This window comes from Vibrio nereis NBRC 15637 (genome assembly GCF_001591105.1).
Lineage (GTDB): Bacteria > Pseudomonadota > Gammaproteobacteria > Enterobacterales > Vibrionaceae > Vibrio > Vibrio nereis.
In genome coordinates, this window is the sequence record NZ_BCUD01000007.1 from 1 (window position 1) to 23,449 (window position 23,449).

Genomic DNA, 23,449 nt, shown 5'->3' on the forward strand with positions numbered 1-23,449 from the left:
TTGTGAGTTACAACAATAAATGAAACTCCCGTAGGAATTTGTTTTTATTAGTCGATAAAAAAGCTAGCTGTCTGGATAGTGGGGATTTACTAAAGCTGTACCTGGTTCGAAAAATCCAAGGCTTGGATAACGTTGTTAAGCCATTAAAAATGTGATTGCGGTAATCTGGCTATCGCTTGAAACATCTTATTATGTGAAAGCTAGAATCGATTACAGGGTTGAATTGTGTCGCCACCTGCTAAGTTAGCAGGTGGCTTTTTATTATTCGGTTTAGAGTAGCGATTCGATGCCGTATTTAGTGCCGTAGTTTTCTACAACAAAATCAATATCTTTATCGCCACGGCCAGACAGGTTGACGAGGATAGAACCGTTTACACCTTGCTTCGCGAGTTTGATGGCGTAAGCAACTGCATGAGAAGATTCGATCGCCGGGATGATCCCCTCTTGACGTGATAATTCAAAGAAAGCGTCGATCGCTTCATCGTCAGTAATGGAGCCATAATTAACGCGGCCGATATCTTTTAGGTAGCTGTGTTGTGGGCCAACGGACGGATAGTCTAACCCGCTAGCAACGGAGTACACTTCTTGTGGCTCGCCTTGTTCGTCTTTTAGCATATAAGACTTAAATCCATGCATCACACCAGGCTCACCTAAGGTCAGTGTTGCTGCATGCTCTCCCACTTGTTCTAACGAGCGGCCAGCAGGCTCCACACCGTGAATGGCAACGTCTTTATCGTCTAGAAATGCGCTGAATAGGCCCATGGCGTTTGAGCCACCCCCAACACAAGCAACTAGGTTGTCGGGTAATGTGCCAGTCATCTCCTGGAATTGAACACGAGCCTCGTTACCAATGATGGATTGGAAATCACGGACCATTTTAGGGAAAGGGTGCGGGCCAACTACAGAGCCGATAGCGTATATCTGAGTTTCAGGATCTTGCAGGTAGGCTTCAAAAGCTGCGTCGACTGCTTCTTTCAGTGTCTTTCTTCCGTGTGTTGCTGGAATCACATTAGCGCCCAAAATTCGCATGCGGACCACATTTGGGTGCTCTTTAGCAATATCCACTTCACCCATGTAAATATCGCACTCCAAACCAACAAGCGCAGCCGCAGTAGCTAAAGCAACGCCATGTTGGCCTGCGCCAGTTTCAGCGATCAGTTTCTTTTTACCCATTTTTTTGGCCAATATAGCTTCGCCAAGGCAGTGGTTGATCTTATGTGCACCAGTGTGGTTGAGATCCTCTCGCTTAAGGAAGATGTCTACGCCGTATTTATTCGACAGGTTCTCAGCATGAAAAATAGGGCTAGGGCGTCCAACAAAATGTTTATAAAGACGTGCTAGCTCAGTTTGAAAGTCAGGGTCTTTGCAGCACTCTTCATAGGCGGCATTGATTTCGAGCATGATCTGTTCCAGCTGTGGTGGAACAAAGCTACCACCGTATTCGCCAAAGTATCCGTCCTGGTTGGGCATTGGGTGGTCAAAAGAGTTCTTCATTATTTACATCCTAGTCAATGAGTATATCGCTCAGTTATACCTAAACTGGGTAAAATATTGTGTGATCAGTTGCCTAAATTATACTTTTTGTTCTAGTGAACTAGTTGGTTGATACACGTGTGGGCTGATTGATGGGAGTTAAGTGTATACATGTAAATCAGCATGTTAGGAGTGTAGGCCGTGTACTTAGATATTTTTCTAGGACAATTTATTCACTTTTAACGACATAAAAAACATACAAATAAGAGGGTTTTTCGTATTTGGAGGGTTTTACTGTGAACAACCTATCATTACAGAGCTAAAAATCAAAAAATGGCTGCTTTGTTTGTTGGGTATGTATTCATAAATAGCGAATCATTACAGATTAAAGGGCCACATATTTCTGATTATGATAGAAACTTCGGATAATTAGTCGATAAGTGACTAATTATCCTTAAAAACCAGTTCTGGTAGTGAAAATGTATTTTGATTTTTATCACATTTAATTTATGAAGTTTGTCTTACTATCTCGCCACTTCATTGATTTTTTTAATTATAAAACCTAAAGATAAATATAAATTTCTGTACTTTATAAAAGGATAATAATCGACATGACTGGCGGTATCATCAAAGTTTCTCGAAATACCGAGAATGCACCTAAGAATTCAGTATCTACACAAACAGTAGCGTTTTCTCACTATAATAATATTTCGGCTCAGTTACCTATTGATCCTAAAACAAATGAAATTGTTGTAGGTGATATAAAAGAACAAGCGAAACAGTGTTTAGATAATATTAAAGCAATTGTAGAAAGTATCGACCATGTTATGGATGATGTGGTTAAAATTAATGTATTCCTGAAAAACATCTCTGATATTGAAGCGGTTGATGACGTTTACGCAACGTTCTTCAAAGATTACTTTCCTACTCGTACCGTCGTTGCTGTTGATGCGCTGCCTATGAGTGATGCTTTGATTCAGGTTGACGCGATCATCTCAAATGGCGAAGGCACACCGTGCCAAGAGCCTTGCGATCTTATTAAACTAGCAAGAAACACTGAAGGCGCACCACATAGCGCGGTATCGACTCAGACAGTTGCTTTCTCTCACTACAATAACATTTCTGCTCAATTGCCTGTTGACCCTAAAAGCGGCGCCATTGTTGCTGGTGGTGTAAAAGAGCAAGCGGGACAATGCTTAAGAAACATTAAAACTATTCTAGAAAGTATCGATGTACCTTTTGACGATATCGTAAAAATCAATATCTTCTTGAAAGACCTTGCTGATATCGATGCAGTCAACGAAGTTTATACAACATTTTTCCCAGATTCAGCGATAGCAAGAACAGTAGCCTATGTTCCAGCGCGATCCATTGTTGCGGCATCAGCTTTGCCAATGGATGCGTTAGTGCAAATTGATGCTGTTGTGTCTCATGGTGATGGCACACCTCCGCAAGAAGTGGAAGACAGACATGGTATTGTTATTAGAGCGAACAACACAGATAAAGCGCCATTAAGTCCACTATACACTCAGACGGTAGCGTTCTCTCATTACAACCACATTGCAGCGCAGTTACCGATTGATCCGCAAAGTAATGCCATGATTGAGGGTGGTGTAAAAGAGCAAGCAGAACAGTGCTTAAACAATATTAAAGCGATTGTTGAAAGCGTGGGCCATGTGATGGATGACATTGTAAAGGTAAATGTGCAGCTTAAAGATATGGCAGATTTGGATGCCGTTAACCAAGTTTACGCTAACTTCTTTGAAAAAGAACTTCCAGCTAGAACGACTGTAGGGGTCTCTGCTATTCCTATGGATGCTCTTGTTCAAATTGATGTGGTAATGTCAAATGGTGAAGGGACACCTCCACGTATTTAGCCATTGTGTGAATAGTACTCACGCACACTGAAAACATCTAATTTTCCGGCAGGTAGTTATGGCTTGAAAGATATAGTATCTATCAAGTTATAGCGCCTGCCATTTTTATTTCATCATGAGTATTTGTTAATAAGTTGAAATGTCATTAGCGAATGGCGTATAAACTCATATTTATATCTAAATAAATATGTAGGTTATCTAGCAAGGTAGCGTTAAATAAGATGTTTTTATTTTAATTAACTTCAAAGGTTCCCAGCTTAAAACCATCATTAGACAAAATGTCGCCTTTCATCGATTTTTCACAAAAATCAAAGTGTATGGAATATAAATTGGATTGGAGTTTAGGAAGGATATGGCGCTGTAAAATATCACTATTTAATTGGTGTATTTCTGCTGACCATCGAGAGTCGGTTTTTTCTAAATAAAATTCTATATTAAACAATGAGTGGTTATTTCCTTAGTGAGTTTTTTTCGCATGATTTTTTGTACCAGAAACGCTGGCGGCTCGTTCTTCGAGACATAATTTACCTAATTGGGGAATAAAGAGTAGAGAGGTGCTAAATGGAATGGTTTAGATGAGATTCAAAATAGAAAAGGTGCGGTGAAAGCTCACCACACCTTAAAATACTTATAACGTTTTAAAGCTTAATTATAGAGCTGTAACGTTTGACGCTTGAGGGCCTTTTTTGCCTTGCTCAACGTCGAAGCTTACTTTTTGGCCTTCAGCTAGAGTTTTGAAGCCATCAGAAACGATAGAGTTGAAGTGAACGAATACGTCTGCGCCACCGTTATCTTGAGTGATGAAGCCAAAACCTTTAGTTTCGTTGAACCATTTTACTGAACCAGTCATTTTAGACATAGGGATACCTTAATAAAAATTTAAAAAATAATAGAACTGCGAACAAAGGCTACTTTAGGATATTATTAACAAAAGTTATCGCAGGATCTAGACGAAAGGTATCGAAAGCTAACTGAGAAAAGACTTGTACTAACTGTTTCACTAATAGCCCGTTTGTAAGAGCTGAGTACACTATACACGTAAATTAGCTTATGGCGAGGTTTATTTTTAGTTTTTCATGGATAAAAATATTCTTGTATAGGCATTAAGACTATTTTCTGAGTTGTCTTATTGTCTTAAGTTGTTGATTGTAATTTGATTTTTTATTTTTCTTGAGGTCTTCTCTCATTACCTAAGATGAAAAGTATCTGGGCTTGATTACTTGGAGCTTCGTCACCCAACAGGCGTTTTCGCTTAGCTGCGCGCTGGATAAACGCGCTTACCAGCAACATATGTGGCATCAACGTTGCGGTCATCGCCCAAAACAAGCAGCGCAAACAACCTGTCTTCTAAGTTTGGTGAATACAAGCTGTGCAGCTTTTGCAAGTCTGTAGCAAACCAGTTGAGTATGACAAAGTCCGCCTCTTTGCCTTTGGTAAAGTTGCCTACCTTATCAGCTATACTTAGCGCTCTCGCGCCTCCTAATGTGGCAAGATACAGCCCTTTAAAAGCAGACAGTTTATCTCCTTGTAAGTGCACCACTTTATATGCCTCGTTTAAGGTCTGTAGCTGAGAGAAACTGGTGCCCGCGCCGATATCCGTACCTAGGCCGACCCGAATTCCCTTTTGTTCGGCTTTACCGAAGTTAAACAGACCACTGCCTAAAAAGAGGTTCGAAATGGGGCAGAAGGCAATTACTGAATCGGTCTGTGCGATGCTATTCCACTCGTCCTCAGTTAAATGAATGGAATGGGCAAAAACGGACTTTTCTCCAGCGAGGCCGAAATGTTGGTATACATCAAAGTAGTTATCGCGTTCTGGGAACAGGGAGCTAACCCACTCAACTTCACTTTTGTTCTCCGACAGGTGTGTATGCACATACACATCGGGATACTCTGCTTTGAGTTTTCCAGCCATTGCTAGCTGTTCAGGAGTAGACGTAGGAGCAAACCTTGGTGTGATCGCGTACTGCAATCTATTGCGGCCGTGCCATTTCTCAATCAGCGCTTTGCTATCGTCATAGCTAGATTGCGCAGTGTCGAGAAGATATTCGGGCGCATTTCTGTCCATCATGACTTTGCCCGCAATGATCCTCATATTTCGTTTGTCAGCCTCTTCAAATAATGCGTCTACAGACTGCGGGTGTACAGTGCAAAACACTAATGCGCTGGTTGTCCCGTTTTTTAGCAGCTCATTGATAAAAAAGGTGGCGATGTTTTTTGCGTGGTTTTTATCGTGAAACATCCTTTCGGTAGGAAAGGTGTAGGTTTCAAGCCACTCCAATAATTGCTCGCCATAGGCTGCGATCATCTGAGTTTGTGGATAGTGTATGTGAGTATCAATAAACCCGGGAAGAATGAGTTTGCCGCGTTGGTCATCAATGTGAGCGTATAGACCCGCGTCAGACTCTTCGTAACTCTTAAGTATTTTGATGTGGCTATTCTCGATGACCAGCAAACCATCAGGCCAATATTGATAAGAGTCCGCTATATTCTCCACTTTGGCAGGATCGTCAATAAAGTGAAGAATGCTCGAACGAATAGCGGTGATTTCTGATCGCATCTTTATTGCTCCACACTAAGGCTACGTTAACCACTCTATTGAATATAACTGATAATACTCAGGTTTGCGGTGTTGCCTCTCTCGATAAAGCCATTGGATAGGGTGTTTTCCAGAGCTTAAGCCGCTTTGACTTCCAAATTGTCAGGGATAAATGCAAACAGGCCAGATGAAACAACCAGCATGGCGCCGACCATCCAGCTCATTGAGATACCGAAATGCTCAGAGACAAAACCCGCTAAATTGCGGGCTTTATTTTAGTGCTTACGTGTTGGGCCGTTACGAACCAAATCTTGTCCGGTTTGGAACACTTCCTCGGTGACCCAGCGACCAAGCAACAGCTGGTGCTTGTCATCCAAAACTGCCACAAAATGACGGCCAGTGGTGTTCTGTGTTGCCATCGCCACACCTGCGACGTTTTGCAGTCCTAGCAAGCCGTTTTCTACGCTTAGCAGGAACGCCTCAAGATCATCTAGGTTATCAATTACTTTATCGTCATCAATCATCACATTACTCTTAACTTTGGTTCTCAGTCGTGCCGTTATCTTTCGGTGCACTTTAACTTTCCTATACCTTTAATTCTACCAGTTGGGTGATTGCCTGCTGATACATTCACCGTTTACACCTTAATTTGACCATTCACTCCAGCTAACGGCAGTTCGTCGCAAACCCCCACGTTCATTTTATTTGGTGGGTAATCTTCCACTATCGAAACAAGGTTGAGGAACAGAAAGATGAAAAAATGCACATTGGCGTTGGTTGCAGCGGGTTTGTTGAGTGCGAGTCTACTTAGTGCACCGGTCATGGCGATCCCGAGTGACGCAATGATTGACGTTTACAATCAGGCTGCCGAAGGCGATAAGATTTTAGTGGATGTTGCCCACCAATCGTTTGAAAAGCACATTACCGAGCAAGGCGTGGATCCGCTGAGCTTAGTGTATCTCGGCAGCACACAAACATTGATGGGTCGAGATGCGTGGATGCCTTGGAATCAAATGGCGCACACGGAGAAAGGGCTCGCGACCATAGCAAAAGGTTTGGATTTATTAGCATCCTGCAATACTCCGCTGACAGAGCAGCAAACACGTCAAGGTTTGCCAGAGTCTTATCTGGCGAGATCTATCGCCGCGTCTACTTTTACCTCCCTGCCCGATCTGTTTAATCACTTCGAGCGTGGTTATGACCTTTTTCTAGAGCTGTTAGCGGAAGAGGCATTCCATCAACAGAGTTATGAAGCGACGGCTTGGGTGTATTTCTACGCAGTTCAAGCCGCGCTCAGAGCACAAGATATGCCGCAAGCGAAAGCATGGCAGGAAGCGATGGCTCAGCAAGATGCGCAACATCCATTAACCCAACAAGCTAAAGACTTGATTGAATCCGCAGCTTAAGGTGGCGTTATGCTTACGTTTTCTCAGATTTTCAAAGAGTACCAATTGGGTCAACAAAAGGTAACCGCACTTAAAGGTGTGGATGGCGAAATTGCCCAAGGCGAGATGGTGGCATTGTGCGGACCTTCGGGTTCAGGGAAAAGTACTTTGCTGAACGTACTCGGTTTGTTGGATATGGATTACCAAGGCCGAGTAGAAATAGCGGGCGCGCCTTACCCCAAAAATCCGCGGCTCGCCGCCCAGTACCGCCGCTCGAAGTTTGGCTTTGTTTTTCAGCGTTTCAACCTTATTCCGGTAATGAGTGCATGGGAAAACGTTGCTTACCCACTGATGCTTAACGGCGATAGCCTCGCTCAGCAGCGAGCGAAAGCCTACGACATTCTAGAGCAAGTCGGATTAGCCGAGTTTGCTGATCACAGACCGGATAATTTATCGGGTGGTCAGCAACAGCGTGTCGCGATCGCCAGAGCGCTGGTTCACAATCCTCAGGTGGTGATCGCCGATGAACCGACCGCGAGTTTAGACAGCTACACAGCCAACGTAGTGATTGAGTTGATGAAAACGCTGGGTCACTCATTGGGGACCACATTCATCGTCGCCACACACGATCCGCGTATGTCGGTTCAGTGTGACCGCACCATTGAGCTGGTGGACGGGCAAATGCATAAGGGGCAGATGAAATGGGCAAGTTAATACCACTTTCACTACGCGTGGCGTATCTCAATTTGTTAAGAAACCGTCGCCGCAGTCTGCTGTCTGTCTTTATCATTACCATCGCAGTGTTTGCACTGACCTGCGCGGGTGGTTTTGGACTCTATACCTATGATTCACTTAAAGAATCTACCGCGCGTGATACCGGGCACATTACGGTCAGCCAACCAGGTTTCTTCGAACAAGACGAAGATACGCCACTGGAAAACGGTTTGTCGGATGCACAAGCGATTTCAAGGTTGATTCTGGCAAATGAGGAGGTGCGTGGTGTGCAGCCGCGAATCGAATTTAACGGACTGATTTCAAATGGCAGTAAGTCGACGATTTTTGTTGGTAGCGGCGTGAATGACCGCGAATTTGATATGAAAGGGCCATTTCTGGACGTTCGTGCAGGCAAAGCGCTATCGAGTATCCACTCCTCGCGCTATAACTCTGCCGAACCGGAAGTGATGTTAGGCGTTGAGCTCGCAAAAAACCTCAAAGTGGAGGTGGGAGGTTGGGTGACGCTCTTAGCGACCACCAGCGGCGGTGCACTGAATGCGTTTGACTTTAAGGTTCACGGTATTTACTCGACCGGCGTGCCGGAATTGGACAAGCGTCAGCTGTACCTGCATATCCAATCCGCACAGGAGCTGCTTGTCAGCAGCAAAGTCAGCACCTTATCGGTGTTCTTGTTTGAAACTGAAAAGACCGCTCAGGTGCAAAGCTGGGTATCGCACCAATTGTCAAACGCTGCACTTGAACAACCCATTGAGCTGACGCCGTGGCAGGACAGAGCGTTTTTCTATACCAAGGTGAAAGACCTCTATGACCGAATATTCGGCATTATGGGCGCGGTGATGGCACTGGTGGTTTTCGTTGCACTGTTTAACACCATGACGATGTCGGTGACGGAAAGAACACGCGAAATCGGCACGCTCTCGGCGCTTGGTACCTACCCTTCTGACATTGTGTACGGATTTGTGCGAGAAGCTGGTTTGCTGGCCTTGATTGGTGCGCTGGTGGGCGGTTTGCTCAGCGCGGCCACCTCAGCGCTGCTTTTTGTGGTGGATATCCAAATGCCACCCCCTCCGGGCCGAAGTGATGGCTACCCACTGAATGTGTACTTCTCGTTTGAGTTGTTGGCGATTTGCGCTGTGGGCGTTATCGCAATTTGTATTTCAGCCGCTTGGCTTTCTGCTCGCAAGGGCGTGAACAAACCGATTACCGAGGCATTGGCTTATGTGTAGTTTCTTGAGAAAAATGGGGCTTACTCTACTTGTGTTCATCAGTGTTTCTGCGAACGCCAACGACGTTCAGCAGATGGTGAAAAATGCAGACAACTATCGTCAGGATCACCTTGCGGCCAAGGTTGTATCGCAAGTGTCACTCTTTGAAAACGACCAGTTGGATAAAACTCGCCAGTACCACGCTTACACCAGACCCAATCGCGAATCCTTGGTGGTGTTCAAATCCCAAGTGGAAGCGGGGCAAAAAATGCTTATGCTTGGCGACAACTATTGGTTGTTGATGCCGAAAAGCCGTCGTCCGATCCGTATTACGCCGATGCAGAAATTGTTGGGGGAAGCCTCGGTAGGCGATATATCTACCCTGACCTGGAGTGAGGATTATCAGGCCACGTTGGTGGAACAATCTGAGCAAACCAACCAGTTACGCCTGGAGTCTGTGACTCAAGGCGCGAGTTACGAGCGTATCGATTTGTGGCTGGATGCCAAAACGGACTTCCCCATGAAAGCGGATCTCTATTTGCGCTCTGGCAAGCTCGCTAAGCAAGCAATTTTTGAGCAAGGGGAACGAGACGGGCAAACGCGTGTGGTGTCGATGACGTTGCTAGATAAGATTCAGCCCGCGAAGAAAACCGTGATCGCTTACCAACAAATCACCCCGTATGAGCTGGAAGAGAAGTACTACAACCCCGCTTATTTAACGCGTAATTTGGACTCGGAGTTGTAACGCATGAAGCATCTATGGGGGTTGTTAGTCAGTCTTTATGCATTCGGTCTGAACGCGCAAGAGCTTGCTTTTGAATGGGATTGGATGGTGAGTGCAAGCTCCATTCAGCACCAGCGCTCTGCTTTACTCGGAGAGCCTCCACGTCATGACACACAAGCGTTGGATGCCTTATTGGATGTGGAAATCAGCGGATACAACTGGACAGGTTTACTGGCAGCCAAAGGGAGCAACATCCTGAGCAATGACAGCGCGGCTGAGTATGAAGGCGAGCTTGTGGTTCAAGAACTGTTCTGGCAAGGGGAAGCGACGCTTTTTGACCTGCCTGTCGATCTCACCGCAGGCAAGCTCAGGCTGGATTGGGGCGTGGGCTACGGCTATCGTCCTTTAGATATTTTTAAACCATATCGACGCAACCCAGTCGGTATTCAGGTGGAAGAGGGGGCGCTGACCGTAATGGGTTCTTACTTTGACATGCAAGGGGACTGGAGCTTGGTGGTGTCGGATTCTTCGTCCACTCAGCAAGCGGGCAGTAAACTAGAAGAAGCAACGGAACAAACGGGGGTGGGTTTTCGTCGCTATGCACTCATGGGTGAAAGTGAGTGGCAGGTGTTGGCGTACTATGACAACGTCAGGCATGGGCTGGTCGGTACTTCGTTGGTTTCGGTGCTCAATCCTGCTTGGGCAGTGCATAGCTCGGCGCTTTACCAGCGTCAATATGTCACTTATCAGCAAAATGAGTGGTATCAGCCAGTAGCGTTAGACACTCAAGATCATGGTTATCAGGTGTTGTTAGGGGTGAACTGGGCCAATGAAATCGGCAATTACGTTATTGTTGAATATTGGTACGACAGCCGCAGCTGGAGCCGAGCGCAGTGGGATCAAGCGCTTGAACGTATAAAGATGTTGAACGCTCAGGACTCGACACGTGCGTTAGCCCGTTCTTATGCGCAGGGGCTTGAAAGTGCCAACCTTGTGCAGCACAACGTGCTGTTTCATTGGACACTCGATACCAATGCTTGGAGCCATTGGGAGTGGTCGAATCATCTCTCTTGGCTTAATCGCCTGACACCAACAGTGGATCTGCTTTATTCACCGCAAGATGGTGGTGTAGTGGCCACCCAATGGCTGGATTATCAAGCGTATGATTCTGGCAATGCCTCATTCAATATCGAGATGGCGCTCCGGTTTATGAGCGGCGATAAAGATTCAATCTATGCAACGTTGTCAGATAAAAGTATGATTTTTATAAATTTTAAAGGTAGGTTCTAATGTCCGAACTCCAAGAGCATGCTATCAATGGATTGAAAAGTTTGGCGTTTACCTCGCTCTTTTGCGTTGTCATTGCCTTTTCTACCCAAACGATTTGGAATAGCGCTTTTCTCGAACACCTCAAAATCAGTTTAGGCTACGGTATTAGTGCGGTACTTAGCGCACATATTATTGCTTGGTTCCGGAAGGATTTCTCTCCTCGGCTCATTAACCTGTTTGCGATTTGTTGTTCCATGGTGTTTGGTACAGCGAATGCGTATTACTGGTTGCGCCAATACGATCGGTTTGCAGATTTTAGTCAGTTGAAGCCGGTTATTGTGCTGGGTCTTATTTTTACCTCAACCTGCTTTCTGTACTTCTATGCTCACGAGCAGCGCATTAACGCCCAAAAGCAGCTAGAACGTTCCAAACGTATTCAATCTGAACAAGAAAAAGCCTTGCTGCTTGGTCAACTCAAGCAACTGCAGAGCCAGATCGAGCCCCATTTTTTGTTCAATACGCTGGCAAATATTAGCGTGCTGATCGACAGTGACAGCAAAAGCGCCAAATTGATGCTAGAAAAACTCACCGAGTTGCTGCGCGGAACATTAACTCGAAGCCGTCAAGAGAACACCACCTTACAAGGGGAGCTAGACTTAGTGGACGCTTACTTGGCGATTCAGAAGATCCGTTTAGGTGAGCGTTTGGCTTATCACATCGACAATCAGGTAGATGCTCCGCTGAGTTTGCCGCCTTTGATTTTGCAGCCACTTGTAGAAAATGCGATCCAACACGGAATTGAACCCAAAGCCGCTGGTGGGTGTTTGGATATTTGCGCGCAACTTTCTCAAGATCAGTTGTTGATCGAAATAAAAGACAATGGATTAGGGTTTAATGGCGGCTCTGCGCATGTTGGTCATGGCATCGGGCTGGCTAATATCCGCGAACGTTTGAAAGCGCTGTACGGCAACAACGCCTCGTTAAGCCTTCTAGAAGCCCCCCAAGGTGGTGTGATTGCCAAAGTTTCGATAGCGCGTTCTGTGCTGTAACGTTCCATTTTGTATATTGAGGAGAAACGAGTATGCATCGCGAGCCAATGACCGCATTGATTGCAGACGATGAGCCTTTATTGCGTCACCACCTAAACAAAGCATTGGGTGAAGTCTGGCCTGAGCTGGATGTGATCGCTTCTGCTGAAAATGGCCACGTTGCGCTAAAGCTGATAGAGCAGCATACGCCAGACATTGCCTTTCTCGATATCAAAATGCCCGAGTTGGATGGCATGTCGGTAGCCAAAAAGTTAGCGCAAAGCCATGCGAGTACGAAAGTGGTGTTTATCACCGCGTATGACGAGTTTGCCGTCAAAGCCTTTGAGGCCAATGCGGTTGACTATTTACTTAAACCAGTGTCCGAAGCGCGTTTGATGCAGTGTGTCGAAAAAGTCAAAGCAGGGCTGCAGCCACAAAGCCCCACTGCATCCCCAGACCTCAGCCAACTGTTAGATCAAATTCAACATCTTACCGAGCAAAAAGCCCCGTCTTATCTGCACTGGATTCGCGCCAACAGGGGCGAAGAGATCCACATGATCCCCGCGTCTGAAGTGCTCTACTTTAAAGCAGAAGACAAGTATGTTTCTTTGCTTCGAATGGAACTGGGTGAGAAACAGGAGTATCTCTTGAGAACCTCGCTTAAAGAGCTGATCAAGCAGTTGAATCCTGAATTGTTTTGGCAAATCCATCGTTCGATTATTGTTAATGTGTCGGCGATTGATAAGGTGAAAAAAGAGTTTACCGGGAAAATGGTCGCGCTGGTGGGCGACACTAAACTCCCCGTTAGCCGAGCGATGCAGAGCCGATTCACAAATATGTGGTGAAAGGTTGCAAGGAAAGTTAAGTGAATAACTAGGGTAGATTCGAGAGGATTAAAATCCGTTTTTAACTCTATTGATTACAAAGAAAAATGGATATTTTCGGAGTGGGGAACCTTATTCTAATCGTTACAAAACTATCTATTTCAAAATATAATGATAGGTCTCTAAAAAATCTAATCTCATTTATTTAGATCTAGTTTCGGTTATTTCGGGTGTTAGAGTTTCTCGATGAAACTTACAATCGGGATGATCTAGGGATGAAATTAATTACGAGTTTGGTCATGGTGGCCTCAACGGCTTTGTCGGCGAATATGGCGTTCGCGAATGAATTACCAGCTGGGACTCATATTCTAACGACAACGGAAGATCGTATAAATTATTACGACAAGCAAGGGCAGTTGTTAGCAAGTCAACAGCATTTTTTTTCCGAAAGCACAGGGTATTTACGCGATTTAGTCCATACACCCTATGGAACAGCCCTGTATTACGGCACGTTTGATGCCTCGCTGGCATTAGTAAAAGATGAAGAGACCACGCACTATTACAGCGAAGGATTAAGTACAGCAAACAATACGACTTATGGAGGGATTGCTGTATTAGGGCGTTATGCCTATCTTACGGATATGAAAACAAATAATGCTGAGAGTAAAGGTATAGTTCGCTTTGACTTGGAAAACAAAGGTGAGTCGCAAGCGTTTTTTACTGACCGAGATTACATTGATATCACGGTCGGTAACGATGGCTTACTTTATGCGTTGCATAATAGGTATGGGGCTCTCGACGTTATTGAACCGGTAACGATGAAGCGAGTCAAACAGCTTGAGCTTGGACACACCTCTTCATCACGTGCAGTTACTGCTACCCAAACTGGTGAAGTTCTTATGGCAAGCCTAGACGGACATTTATACCGCTATGACGCCAGTGGAAATTTATTAACTCGCCAAGAAATTGAAACTTATTTAGCTGATATCGATATCAATGAACAAGGTGATTTGCTGATCTCAACCTCAGATGTTGTGTATCTATTGGACGAGTCAGGTCAAATAAAAAATACGATATCGCAGGGTTTTAATTCAGTAGGCTTTGCAGCGTTTGCCTCTGTCAGAAGTAATTTTGCACCAGTTTTAAAAGTAAGCGATTTACCTATAACGCTAAAGGTAAATGAACCAGTATTGGTTGATTTACGTGATAGCTATGATCCTGAAGGACATGCTTTGGCGTTCGATTGGTCTTTGGAAGCTGATCAGTTACAAGTGAAAACAGTCGAACCGGGGCTGTATGAGCTTAAGGCCACCAAGCCGGGTAATTATCAGGTGTCTTGGATGGCCAGCGATGGGCAGGCTGATGCTTGGAAAGAGATGTTAGTTGAAGCCTCTGGAAGTAGCCCTGCTGAGGCGGTGTTTAATACCACCGAGATCAAACTTAACGTAGGACAAACTTTCTTACTGGATGGTAGCGCAAGTTATGACCCAGATGGTGATCCATTGACGGCAATGTTGACTCCATTTACAGGTTTGCAAGTTACGGATGGCGAGGAGCCACTGACTTGGAACATAAGTGCAACTCAGCCAGGAGAGTATCAATTTAATGTTCAGTTATATGATGGTGAGTATATTACTGAGCAGAGCATCTCTGTGACGGTTGAACAGAATCAGTGTGGAACAGATTCGCAAGCCGCTGACTACCCTGCTTGGCAGCAAGGCCAAATTTATACGAATCAAAAGGTCAGCTATCAGGGACTAATTTGGCAAGCTAAATGGTGGAATAAAAATCAAGAGCCGGGTTTTTCTGGGCCTTGGACACTAGTTAGTGAGGTTGAATTACCATGGACAGAGGAACGCGCCTATCTAGCGGGTGAACAGGCCGAATACAACGGTTATGTATATCGAACACGCTGGTGGTCAAAGGGTGATGTTCCTGGACAGGCTGCTGTTTGGGAGCAAGTAGGCCCAGCAAAAGGTTGCTAAATTTGGCAGGGCCCTAATCGATATTGTTCGTTCTTACACGGCCAATTTTGATTCCATTCACGAAGGTTGCTGACATCTAGCGACCTTTGTGTTTTTTAATCCAGAGTGTAGGTGTGATTTTTATGCTTGAAGACCAGACGAAAATCATGAATGTGTTCCCGGAAATAAAGCAACCGGAAGGAAGTTTGTATTGTGGTCCTTACTGCGTGGTTGCTTGTTTACACGCGTTAGGAAAATTACCACTCAATAAGCCGGTTGAATTTAGGCGATACTCTCCTGCTGAAAGAGAGTTTAGTGGGTCACTGGTTTGTGTGGACAGCAAGTATGACAATATAGAGTTAGCTTTAGAACTTTATAAAATAACGGGCATCATTACCCCCGGTGAAAATCCAGAATATATTGATGACTCCGGTTACAACTCTTTGGCCGCAATGCTGTATGTTTTGGGATTATTTGAGTTGAAATGTGAAGTCGTCACTCGCGACCATGAAACATACGAATATCTCACATCGGTCTTTCCGACAGAGTTTAAACTTTTCGAAACACTCGGTATCCCTGTCCGTGTTTTAGGGCAGAATCCCTCCACTCCAACGGGTACATTGCTAATTTCAGTTATATCTGTAAACAACTCACTTCACTACGTACTTAATAATGATCAACGTGAGTGGTTTGACTCTCACCATGACGCCAGCCCCGAAGGTTGGGGTTTTATAGAAAACTGGCATAAGAGCGCAAACAAGCGTGAAGGTGCTACGTGGTTAGGCGTTTCAATCCGAGTGCTCCAATAAGTGAGTAGGACTCATTTTACAAGTGTTTTGACCTCAGTCAGTAACTGGAGCAATGGGCTTGTTTCTAACAAATTGGCCCATATTTACGTTTACCAAAAAAGGACTCCCAGATGATTTTGAATCATGTTTCTGTTGGCGTAGCTGACGTTGCAACCGCAGTTCAACATTATGATTTAGTCTTGTCTACTTTATCCATTCAACGGACACATTACATCGAGAACGTTGCTGCGGCATATGGGGAACGTTACGAGTTTTGGATTGGTTGCCCTTGCGAAAACAGAGCATCGGCGGGTAATGGAACCCATATAGCATTCAATGCCCCAAATAAAAATGCGGTAGAGCAATTTTACGCAGCAGCGCTTGAGTTAGGTTGGGCGTGTGAGGGTAAACCGGGCTTACGTCCAGAATATGGTGAAACCTACTATGCTGCATTTGTTCGTGATTTAGACGGTAACAAAATAGAAGCCGTATCAATGTAGTTAAATCTAGCAAAACCAAAAATTAGATCCGAGGTTTCAATGTGTTTGATAAAGGGACAGTGTAAGGTTTTGCGAATGTATCGAATAATCTACGACGTATGGAGTACATAGGAAATATATGAAGACATTAAGTGAAGTACTGAAAGGCTTTCTATGGGGAACGGGTTTTTCTATAGCGGTTATCGTGTTTGGAGTTGTCTATTCTCAACTCGTAGAGCCTTCGCTTGGCAATGTACTGCAGGAGAGTGAAATTGATAACAAAGCGGTGAGTTACCTAGAAAGTTTCAATAACATCTATAGTCTTACTCTAGAAAAGGTGTTTGTAGAGGGGACTGATGTACGTTTAGCGATTGTGCAACAGAACTTAACGGACGAGCCGCAGTATGCCCGTGAAGTATTGGCGTCAGCTTTTGATACAAACGATAAGTTTATCGGCAATTGTGTCGCCGAGAACGAATTGTTTATTCTCCAGGCCAAAGAGTCGGCATTTATCGAGGCCACTTGTTCGTTCGTTGAAGAGCAAGTCGAGCAGATTGACTCATTCAAGCTAAAGGTCAAAGCGCTTTAGCGTACCTGAGCCATTCATGTTCTATACGACGCGGAAGAGAACTTGCCATGTTTAGCGGTTTTTTTAAGAACATAAAGATAAAACGGTTCGCGAAAAAGCTACCAGCCGATTTAAAAAAGCGATATGGAAAAAAGAGATACTATTCGCGGCTGCAAGTCGATCGCGCCATTCGGCGACAAAGGTTACGTAGATCGAATCAGAACCTATCAACTAATGATTACTATGCTTACGCTATGTATTGTTCCCCCCAAGAGTTTGCGCGGATATGTAGATCAGCCGATGTCGGTTGTGACTATTCGCAAATGAGACGGGATATTTCACAAGTGGTCTTTGCCGTGCAATCAGATTTTTCTTTTACAGCATTAGAGAGTGAATCGAATACTGGAAGCAATTGCGATAGCGGCGGCGGGCTTGGCGGTAGTGATAGCTCGGGGGGACTTATAGGTAAGAGCGCTTAACCTTGTAAAACGTGCAAAACGAAAGTGTTGGAAAATATGGGCAACGAGTTCGAGTAGACCTGAATTCGTAGCGGTAAGCACTCTAGTTTAATCGTGTATATTTGTGCGGTTTTGGTAGTTCATCGAAGCTTAATCACGAAAGCTTCGATGAACGTTGTGAGTAAGAGTGCTTTCAACCGTTAGAGCTTGACCGCGAACGACTCATAAGGTCTTAACGTCATGGCGGTATTCAGTGTTTCGATCGCCTCATAGTTCGCAATCAGACTAGTGCAGCCTTGGTTTGCTAAGTGAGATGGCAATTCAATCTCAATGCTTTCCGAACTGAAGTTGTTGATCACAACGATGTGCTCGTCTTGGTCTTTTCTTTCGTACGCAAACACTTGAGGATGTGACTCCAGCAGTGGGATGAAATCACCATACACGATCACCGGATGTGCTTTACGTAGCGCAATCAGCTGCTGGTAATGGTAGAAAATCGAATATTGATCATCTAATGCTTGGGCAACGTTGATCTCAGGATAATTAGGGTTTACTTCTATCCACGGTGTACCTTGGGTAAAGCCACCATGGGCTTCATGGTTCCAGTGCATTGGCGTGCGCGCATTATCGCGGCCATTTTCATGAATCGCATTGAGCATGTGCTCATGGCTGACGCCAGAACCGGTTTTCACTTTGTAGAAGTTGAGTGTTTCAATGTCTTGGTACTGCTCGATGGACTCAAAGGCAACATTCGTCATGCCGATCTCTTCGCCTTGGTAAATGTAAGGCGTGCCTTTCATAAAGTGCAACGTGGTCGCGAGCATTTTCGCTGACTTAATACGATATTCTTTATCACAGCCATATTTGGACACCACGCGTGGCAGGTCATGGTTGTTCCAAAATAGCGAGTTCCAGCCTTCGTTTTTCAGCTCAACCTGCCATTTGGTCAGCACTTGCTTGAATTCAACTAAATCCAGCGGCTTCGGCTGCCACTTATCACCGTTTTCCCATGTGAGCGTAATGTGTTCGAACTGGAACACCATCGAAAGCTCATTGCGCTCAGGGTTGCTGTACAGCTTAGCGATTTCAGGGGTTGCGCCCCAAGTCTCGCCCACGGTCAGCAGATCTTTGTCACCAAAGGTGGCTTGGTTCATTTTTTGTAGCAGCGGATGCAGGCGATCACCGTTACCAGTAATGCCTTTGTCGATTTCCTTGCCAATCAAATCAATCACGTCTAAGCGGAAGCCGCCGATGCCTTGGTCAATCCACCAGTTCATCATCTCGAACACTTTGTTGTGAACTGCGGGGTTTTCCCAATTCAAATCTGGCTGTCTTTTTGAAAACAGGTGGAAGAAGTATTGTTGGTTCTCTTCATCCCACTGCCACGCACTGCCGCCAAAAATGGAGTCGATATCGCTTGGTACTTCGCCGTTTGGTCCCGCATCACGCCAAATGTAAAAATCGCGGTATTCGCTGTCTGGGTTTTGCTTCGCTTCCACAAACCAAGGGTGTTCGTCTGAGGTGTGATTGACCACCAAATCCATCACAATGCGAATGCCGCGCGCATTGGCTTGGTCGAGCAGTTCGCGCATGTCATCCATGGTACCAAACTCAGGGGCAATCGCTTGGTAGTCAGAAATGTCGTAGCCGTTATCATCCATTGGTGATTGATAAACTGGTGACAGCCAGATCACGTCGATGCCTAAGTTTTTTAGGTAATCTAATTTACTGATAATACCTTGCAGATCGCCAATCCCATCGCCGTTTGAATCACAGAAGCTACGCGGGTAAATTTGGTACACCACACTGTCATGCCACCAACGCTTTTCCATTGTTTTTTCTACCTTACTAATCAAATCTGCGTTGACTATAGCGAACTTAATCGGGCAAAAATAATTGATTCTTTGAATTTGGATATAGAAAAAATCAATACCAAACGGTACTCTCCTTGCTCTTGGTAGTAAGGTGATATAGATGATGGATAAACAATACCGATATTTTTACGAAGTGGCTCGTCAGGGCAGCATTAAGGCCGCGGCGGATAAGCTCTATATTAGTCAGCCTTCACTGACCACGGCGATCAAGAAGCTAGAGGAGCAGCTCGGTACGGATTTGTTTATTCGTAAATCTAAGGGGGTCGAATTAACAGAGTATGGTTGGGTTTATTTTCGTTATGTGCAAGAGGTACAAGAAAAGCACACCCAAATGATCCATCAGCTTTCAGACATGAAACTCAGAAGTGGCGGTAAAGTGAAGCTGGGTGTCGGCGAGGCATGGTGGAAATGCTTTGCGGCGAAAGCGGTCGAAGACTTTGCCAAACATTACCCAAGTAGCTCGATGCACATTGAATTTGGTAATGGTCTGTCTATGTTGCACCACCTTGTGAATGACGATATCGACCTGTTCATCGGCCATGAAATCAATGGGATTAACAATCGCTACCGTGTGCGATTTATTCCACTTTTTCAAGAGCGCGAAGCTTGGTACGTTCGCCCTAATCACCCATTGCTGAAAAAAGACGAATTAGAACAGCGTGCGGAAGACTATCCGCTACTCAAAGTGACTCCGGATCACGCGCGCCATGGTGACGTGTTGACCGAGGAAGGCGCAGAGTTATTTACCGTCGCGGCGCAAGAGACGCGTGTGATTTATGAATTGGATTCACTGTCAGCCAGTATTGATATGGTCAAAATGAGCAACGCGATCATGCCGTACACGTCGAAGATTGCTGAACTATTGCGTGAAGAAGGGTTAGAGCAACTTTGGCTAAATGAGGAGCAGCTTGGGCAGGTAGGTATTTACACCAAAGTGGGCACACTGACGGAACCGACTACCGCATTGATTGATTTGATCACAAAAAAAGCCAGGGGATAGCCCCTGGCAAAAGGTATATGAACATCGAAAAATTTGGGTTTATTTGGTGATTTGCTTCGCGGCTGTATCCAGCGCGTCTTTCACCGTTTGTTTACCTTGCATAGCGTTATCAATCGCTGCGCCTTCTGCGAACCAGTACGCGGTCATTTGCGGGATGTTTGGCATAATTTCACCGTTTTCCGCGTTGGTCATGGTCGCTTTGATGCGTTCATCACTTTCTAGGATCTTCTGGAACGATTTCAGTGTAACCGCGCCAAGTGGTTTGTCATCGTTCATGGTTTTGAGCGCGTCATCGACAAATAGGTAGTTCTCTAAGAACTCAACCGCTAAGTCACCGTTCGGGCTTGCCGCGTTGATGCCGGCACTTAAAACGCCCACGAATGGATTGCCTTTACCACCATTGAGTGTTGGTAGCTCTGCGACGCCGTAGTTCAGGCCGACTTTATCAAGGTTGCCCCAAGACCATGGGCCGTTGATTGTCATCGCCACTTCGCCCTTGCTGAACGAGGCTTCGGCTACCGAGTAATCCGCATCTGGATTAACCACACCTTGGTTCACCATATCGACAAGGAATTGTAGGCCTTTCACACCCGCTTCGTTGTTTACGCCAGTCTTGTTGCCATTGTAACCGCCTGCAATTTTTTCAAATGCGTAGGCGCCGCCAGACGAAATCATTGGCCAAGTAAAGTAGGCGTTTTTCACATCCCACATGATGGCTGTTTTGCCTTTCGCCTTCATTTTCTTGTCAATTGCAGCCAACTCTTCCCATGTTTTTGGTGGTTCAGGAAGTAGATCTTTGTTGTAGATAAGGGATGGCGTTTCGATTGCCATTGGGTAGCCCATTAGCTTGCCGTTGACTGTTACCGCGTCCCAGCTGAAATCAACCAACTTATCTTTGAACTCTTTGCTCGGCGTAACTTCTTTCAGTAGACCTGCTTCTGCATAACCACCAAAACGGTCGTGAGCCCAGAAGATAATGTCAGGACCCAAACCTTTAGCTGCTGCTTTCTCAAAACGCGCTTCCAAAGATTCTGGGTGCTGAACGTTTACTTTCACACCTGTGTCTGCTTCAAATTGTTTACCGATCTCAGCCAGACCTTCGTAACTTTTGTCGCCGTTGATCCAAATGGTGATTTCACCTTCTGTCATGGCTGCAACCGGGCTAGCTGCGAGAACAGAAAGTGTGATGATAGAAAGAGGTTTCACGAGCTTTTTCATGGTTATCAATCCTTGTCGTTAGATTGACTATGAATCTATCGCTATTTATTCAGTAGTGAAAATAGTTAGATAGAAACCTTGTATAGATGAAAGCTATATCACGAGCGTGAAATGTGCTCATAATCAAAGAAAACGGCGCAATAAAACTATTGCGCCGTAAAAACCAAGATAGATTAATGTGAACTGATACTGTTAGCCAATTTGGCGGTATAACACACCGTGAATAGGCTTAAGCGTTATTGTGAGTTTTCCATTGCTTGCTGAGGCGGTGTCGCTGCTCAATGGGTTGAGAAAGTCTGCCGAATTTACGCCCATTTTCCACGTTTCGATTGCAACCTCTTTTTCTTGGTTGGCAAGATTGAACGCACAAATTACACGATCATCTTGGTATTGGCGTGCAAACACAAAACAGTGGTCATCGTGATACAACGGAATGTAATCGCCACACTGTAAGGCGAGACTTTGCTTGCGGGTGGAAATGAGCTGTTTAAAGAACGGGAGATAAGGGCTTGTCTCTGCTTCTTGCCAGGGCATGCAGCGACGATTGTCTGGGTCATGGCTGCCCATCATGCCTAGCTCAGTGCCGTAGTAAATACAAGGCGTTCCGACATAGCTCATTAGCAAGGTGGCCGCGAGTGAGAATAGCCTTGGATCGTGTTGCACCAGTTCTAAAAATCGGGCTGTGTCGTGGCTATCAAGTTGGTTTAATTGCGACAGTTGATTGGCCCAAGGGACTTTGGCACGAGCCTCTGCCTGCCAGTCTAAAAACTCCGTGACGGAAATATCAATCGGGTCAAACGCGATATCGAGCTTTGCCAGTAATGCCCTCACAGGGTGCGCAAAGCCGTAATAGTTCATGGAGCCATCTTCTTGGTCACCTTGCAGCCATTGTGTGGCTTCAAAGAAGTGTTCACCCAGCACATAGCAGTCGGGGTTTATCTGCTTCGCGGCATTTCGAAAAGCTTTCACGTAATGCGCGTTGTTTTTAGCCCCTTCACCTTCACCGAGCATATGAATCACATCAAAACGCCAACCGTCAATCAAATAGGGCGGTTTCAGCCAATGTTTGATCACCGCGTGTTCACCTTGGTAGATGTAGTTTCTGACATCGGCGTTTTCAAAGTTCAATACTGGCAGCGAACGATAGCCTTTCCAGCTTACGTATTGGTTGCTATCTCCTTCGAAAAAGTAGTAATCACGATAGGGGGAGTCCGGCGATTGATACGCACCAATCCCTTCGTGTAAACCTTGTAAATTAAACCAAGGGTGCTCGGTAGAGGTGTGATTAAACACCGCATCCAGCATTACTTTCATATCGCGCTGGTGGATTTGTTCACATAAGTGGGCGAAATGTTCGTTGCTACCAAGGTGCGGGTCTACTTGTGTGTAGTTGGATGTGTCGTACTTGTGATTGCTTGGTGCGGTGAAAATCGGATTGAAATACAGCGCAGTCACTCCTAACTCTTGCAAGTAGTCGAGCTGCTTCTCTACGCCATATAGATCGCCGCCGTAGAACTCACATCCACCGTTTTGGCCGCTGGTATCCACGGCCTCTCCCCACTGTTTGGCTTTGACGGGCTTCGTACCTGCCGAGACAAGGTACTCGCCATCTTTCACACTGATCTCGGGTTTGCCGTTACAAAAACGGTCCGGGAAGATCTGGTAGAACACTTGTTCACACACCCATTCTGGCGGCTGGTGGTTGGCGTTGAACTTGAAATGCACCTCTTTAGCTGGAGCGCGCTTGCTTACGCCCTTAGCATCAAGCCAGTATTGCGCACTTTCGGTCAGCAACTTAAAGACATAATGTGTCACATCGCGGTCCGTATTGAGCGGAACGGTCGCGCAGTAGTAGTCGAGATGATCAGTGCTACCGCTTGGCGTCATCTCCACCAAATATTCTTCGTTATCGGGCTCGTGACGCACCATCACTTTGCTCAATGGCACACCTTTTTCTACCGCAAGTTTGAGCTTTAAGTGAGCACCGTTATGGGTTACCCACTCCGGTGTTTGTCCATGGAAGATAAACGGTAAAGTCATA

22 protein-coding genes are annotated in these 23,449 nt (G+C 45.4%); 14 read left to right on the forward strand and 8 right to left on the reverse strand.

Annotated features, from left to right (window positions below):
- Positions 1 to 270: 270 nt before the first annotated feature.
- On the reverse strand, positions 271 to 1,470 hold the full coding sequence (gene trpB / locus VNE01S_RS09205; RefSeq protein ID WP_217998400.1) for a tryptophan synthase subunit beta: 1,200 nt from the start codon (positions 1,468 to 1,470) through the stop codon (positions 271 to 273).
- 614 nt (positions 1,471 to 2,084) lie between these two features.
- Here trpB and VNE01S_RS09210 point away from each other — a divergent pair.
- A complete protein-coding gene (locus VNE01S_RS09210) occupies positions 2,085 to 3,350 on the forward strand; it encodes a RidA family protein (RefSeq protein ID WP_053395094.1) in 1,266 nt (421 codons plus the stop codon).
- 232 nt (positions 3,351 to 3,582) lie between these two features.
- On the opposite strand, the gene VNE01S_RS19585 is transcribed toward VNE01S_RS09210, so the two are convergent.
- The 4 genes from VNE01S_RS19585 to VNE01S_RS09225 all read right to left on the reverse strand — a co-directional run bounded on the left by VNE01S_RS19585 (position 3,583) and on the right by VNE01S_RS09225 (position 6,413).
- Positions 3,583 to 3,792 (reverse strand): hypothetical protein, encoded by a 210-nt coding sequence (locus VNE01S_RS19585; protein ID WP_082331661.1) that lies wholly within the window; start codon positions 3,790 to 3,792, stop codon positions 3,583 to 3,585.
- A gap of 207 nt (positions 3,793 to 3,999) precedes the next feature.
- Positions 4,000 to 4,200: a transcription antiterminator/RNA stability regulator CspE gene (gene cspE / locus VNE01S_RS09215; protein ID WP_174522331.1), complete on the reverse strand. Its 201-nt coding sequence runs from the start codon at positions 4,198 to 4,200 to the stop codon at positions 4,000 to 4,002.
- A 402-nt stretch (positions 4,201 to 4,602) separates the two neighbouring features.
- A complete protein-coding gene (gene guaD, locus VNE01S_RS09220; protein WP_053395092.1) occupies positions 4,603 to 5,910 on the reverse strand; it encodes a guanine deaminase in 1,308 nt (435 codons plus the stop codon).
- Between the two features lie 254 nt (positions 5,911 to 6,164).
- Positions 6,165 to 6,413, reverse strand: coding sequence for a hypothetical protein (locus VNE01S_RS09225; protein WP_053395091.1), 249 nt, complete (start codon positions 6,411 to 6,413; stop codon positions 6,165 to 6,167).
- 228 nt (positions 6,414 to 6,641) lie between these two features.
- Between VNE01S_RS09225 and VNE01S_RS09230 the strand changes: the two genes are divergently transcribed.
- From VNE01S_RS09230 to VNE01S_RS19775, 12 genes are all read left to right on the forward strand, one after another.
- Positions 6,642 to 7,295 (forward strand): hypothetical protein, encoded by a 654-nt coding sequence (locus VNE01S_RS09230; RefSeq protein ID WP_053395090.1) that lies wholly within the window; start codon positions 6,642 to 6,644, stop codon positions 7,293 to 7,295.
- A gap of 9 nt (positions 7,296 to 7,304) precedes the next feature.
- The gene (locus tag VNE01S_RS09235; protein ID WP_053395089.1) at positions 7,305 to 7,988 is read left to right on the forward strand and encodes an ABC transporter ATP-binding protein; all 684 of its coding nucleotides are present in this window, start codon (positions 7,305 to 7,307) and stop codon (positions 7,986 to 7,988) included.
- Positions 7,976 to 9,235, forward strand: coding sequence for an ABC transporter permease (locus tag VNE01S_RS09240; RefSeq protein WP_053395088.1), 1,260 nt, complete (start codon positions 7,976 to 7,978; stop codon positions 9,233 to 9,235). Before VNE01S_RS09235 ends, VNE01S_RS09240 begins: the two co-directional genes overlap by 13 nt.
- The gene (locus VNE01S_RS09245) at positions 9,228 to 9,959 is read left to right on the forward strand and encodes an outer membrane lipoprotein-sorting protein (RefSeq protein WP_053395087.1); all 732 of its coding nucleotides are present in this window, start codon (positions 9,228 to 9,230) and stop codon (positions 9,957 to 9,959) included. Before VNE01S_RS09240 ends, VNE01S_RS09245 begins: the two co-directional genes overlap by 8 nt.
- A 3-nt stretch (positions 9,960 to 9,962) precedes the next feature.
- The gene (locus VNE01S_RS09250) at positions 9,963 to 11,228 is read left to right on the forward strand and encodes a hypothetical protein (protein ID WP_053395086.1); all 1,266 of its coding nucleotides are present in this window, start codon (positions 9,963 to 9,965) and stop codon (positions 11,226 to 11,228) included.
- Positions 11,228 to 12,256, forward strand: a complete 1,029-nt coding sequence (locus VNE01S_RS09255) for a sensor histidine kinase (RefSeq protein ID WP_053395085.1) — start codon at positions 11,228 to 11,230, stop codon at positions 12,254 to 12,256. Before VNE01S_RS09250 ends, VNE01S_RS09255 begins: the two co-directional genes overlap by 1 nt.
- A gap of 32 nt (positions 12,257 to 12,288) precedes the next feature.
- Positions 12,289 to 13,080: a LytR/AlgR family response regulator transcription factor gene (locus VNE01S_RS09260; protein ID WP_053395084.1), complete on the forward strand. Its 792-nt coding sequence runs from the start codon at positions 12,289 to 12,291 to the stop codon at positions 13,078 to 13,080.
- A 254-nt stretch (positions 13,081 to 13,334) separates the two neighbouring features.
- Positions 13,335 to 15,044, forward strand: coding sequence for a hypothetical protein (locus tag VNE01S_RS09265; protein WP_082331660.1), 1,710 nt, complete (start codon positions 13,335 to 13,337; stop codon positions 15,042 to 15,044).
- Positions 15,045 to 15,166: 122 nt separating this feature from the next.
- Entirely contained in the window at positions 15,167 to 15,832 is a 666-nt protein-coding gene (locus tag VNE01S_RS09270) for a T3SS effector IpaJ family cysteine protease (RefSeq protein WP_245649878.1), read from the forward strand.
- Between the two features lie 110 nt (positions 15,833 to 15,942).
- Positions 15,943 to 16,311, forward strand: a complete 369-nt coding sequence (locus VNE01S_RS09275; protein ID WP_053395082.1) for a VOC family protein — start codon at positions 15,943 to 15,945, stop codon at positions 16,309 to 16,311.
- Positions 16,312 to 16,429: 118 nt separating this feature from the next.
- Positions 16,430 to 16,879, forward strand: a complete 450-nt coding sequence (locus VNE01S_RS09280) for a hypothetical protein (protein ID WP_053395081.1) — start codon at positions 16,430 to 16,432, stop codon at positions 16,877 to 16,879.
- A 47-nt stretch (positions 16,880 to 16,926) separates the two neighbouring features.
- Positions 16,927 to 17,337: a DUF6559 family protein gene (locus VNE01S_RS19775; RefSeq protein WP_053395080.1), complete on the forward strand. Its 411-nt coding sequence runs from the start codon at positions 16,927 to 16,929 to the stop codon at positions 17,335 to 17,337.
- 179 nt (positions 17,338 to 17,516) lie between these two features.
- Here VNE01S_RS19775 and VNE01S_RS09290 read toward each other — a convergent pair whose 3' ends face one another.
- Entirely contained in the window at positions 17,517 to 19,148 is a 1,632-nt protein-coding gene (locus VNE01S_RS09290; protein ID WP_053395079.1) for a glycoside hydrolase family 13 protein, read from the reverse strand.
- A gap of 145 nt (positions 19,149 to 19,293) precedes the next feature.
- On the opposite strand from VNE01S_RS09290, the gene VNE01S_RS09295 reads away from it, so the two are divergent.
- Entirely contained in the window at positions 19,294 to 20,190 is an 897-nt protein-coding gene (locus tag VNE01S_RS09295) for a LysR family transcriptional regulator (protein WP_053395118.1), read from the forward strand.
- A gap of 39 nt (positions 20,191 to 20,229) precedes the next feature.
- On the opposite strand, the gene malE is transcribed toward VNE01S_RS09295, so the two are convergent.
- Complete coding sequence (gene malE, locus VNE01S_RS09300) at positions 20,230 to 21,408, reverse strand: maltose/maltodextrin ABC transporter substrate-binding protein MalE (RefSeq protein ID WP_053395078.1); 1,179 nt, start codon at positions 21,406 to 21,408, stop codon at positions 20,230 to 20,232.
- Positions 21,409 to 21,600: 192 nt separating this feature from the next.
- Complete coding sequence (malZ, locus tag VNE01S_RS09305; RefSeq protein WP_053395077.1) at positions 21,601 to 23,448, reverse strand: maltodextrin glucosidase; 1,848 nt, start codon at positions 23,446 to 23,448, stop codon at positions 21,601 to 21,603.
- Position 23,449 lies beyond the last annotated feature (1 nt).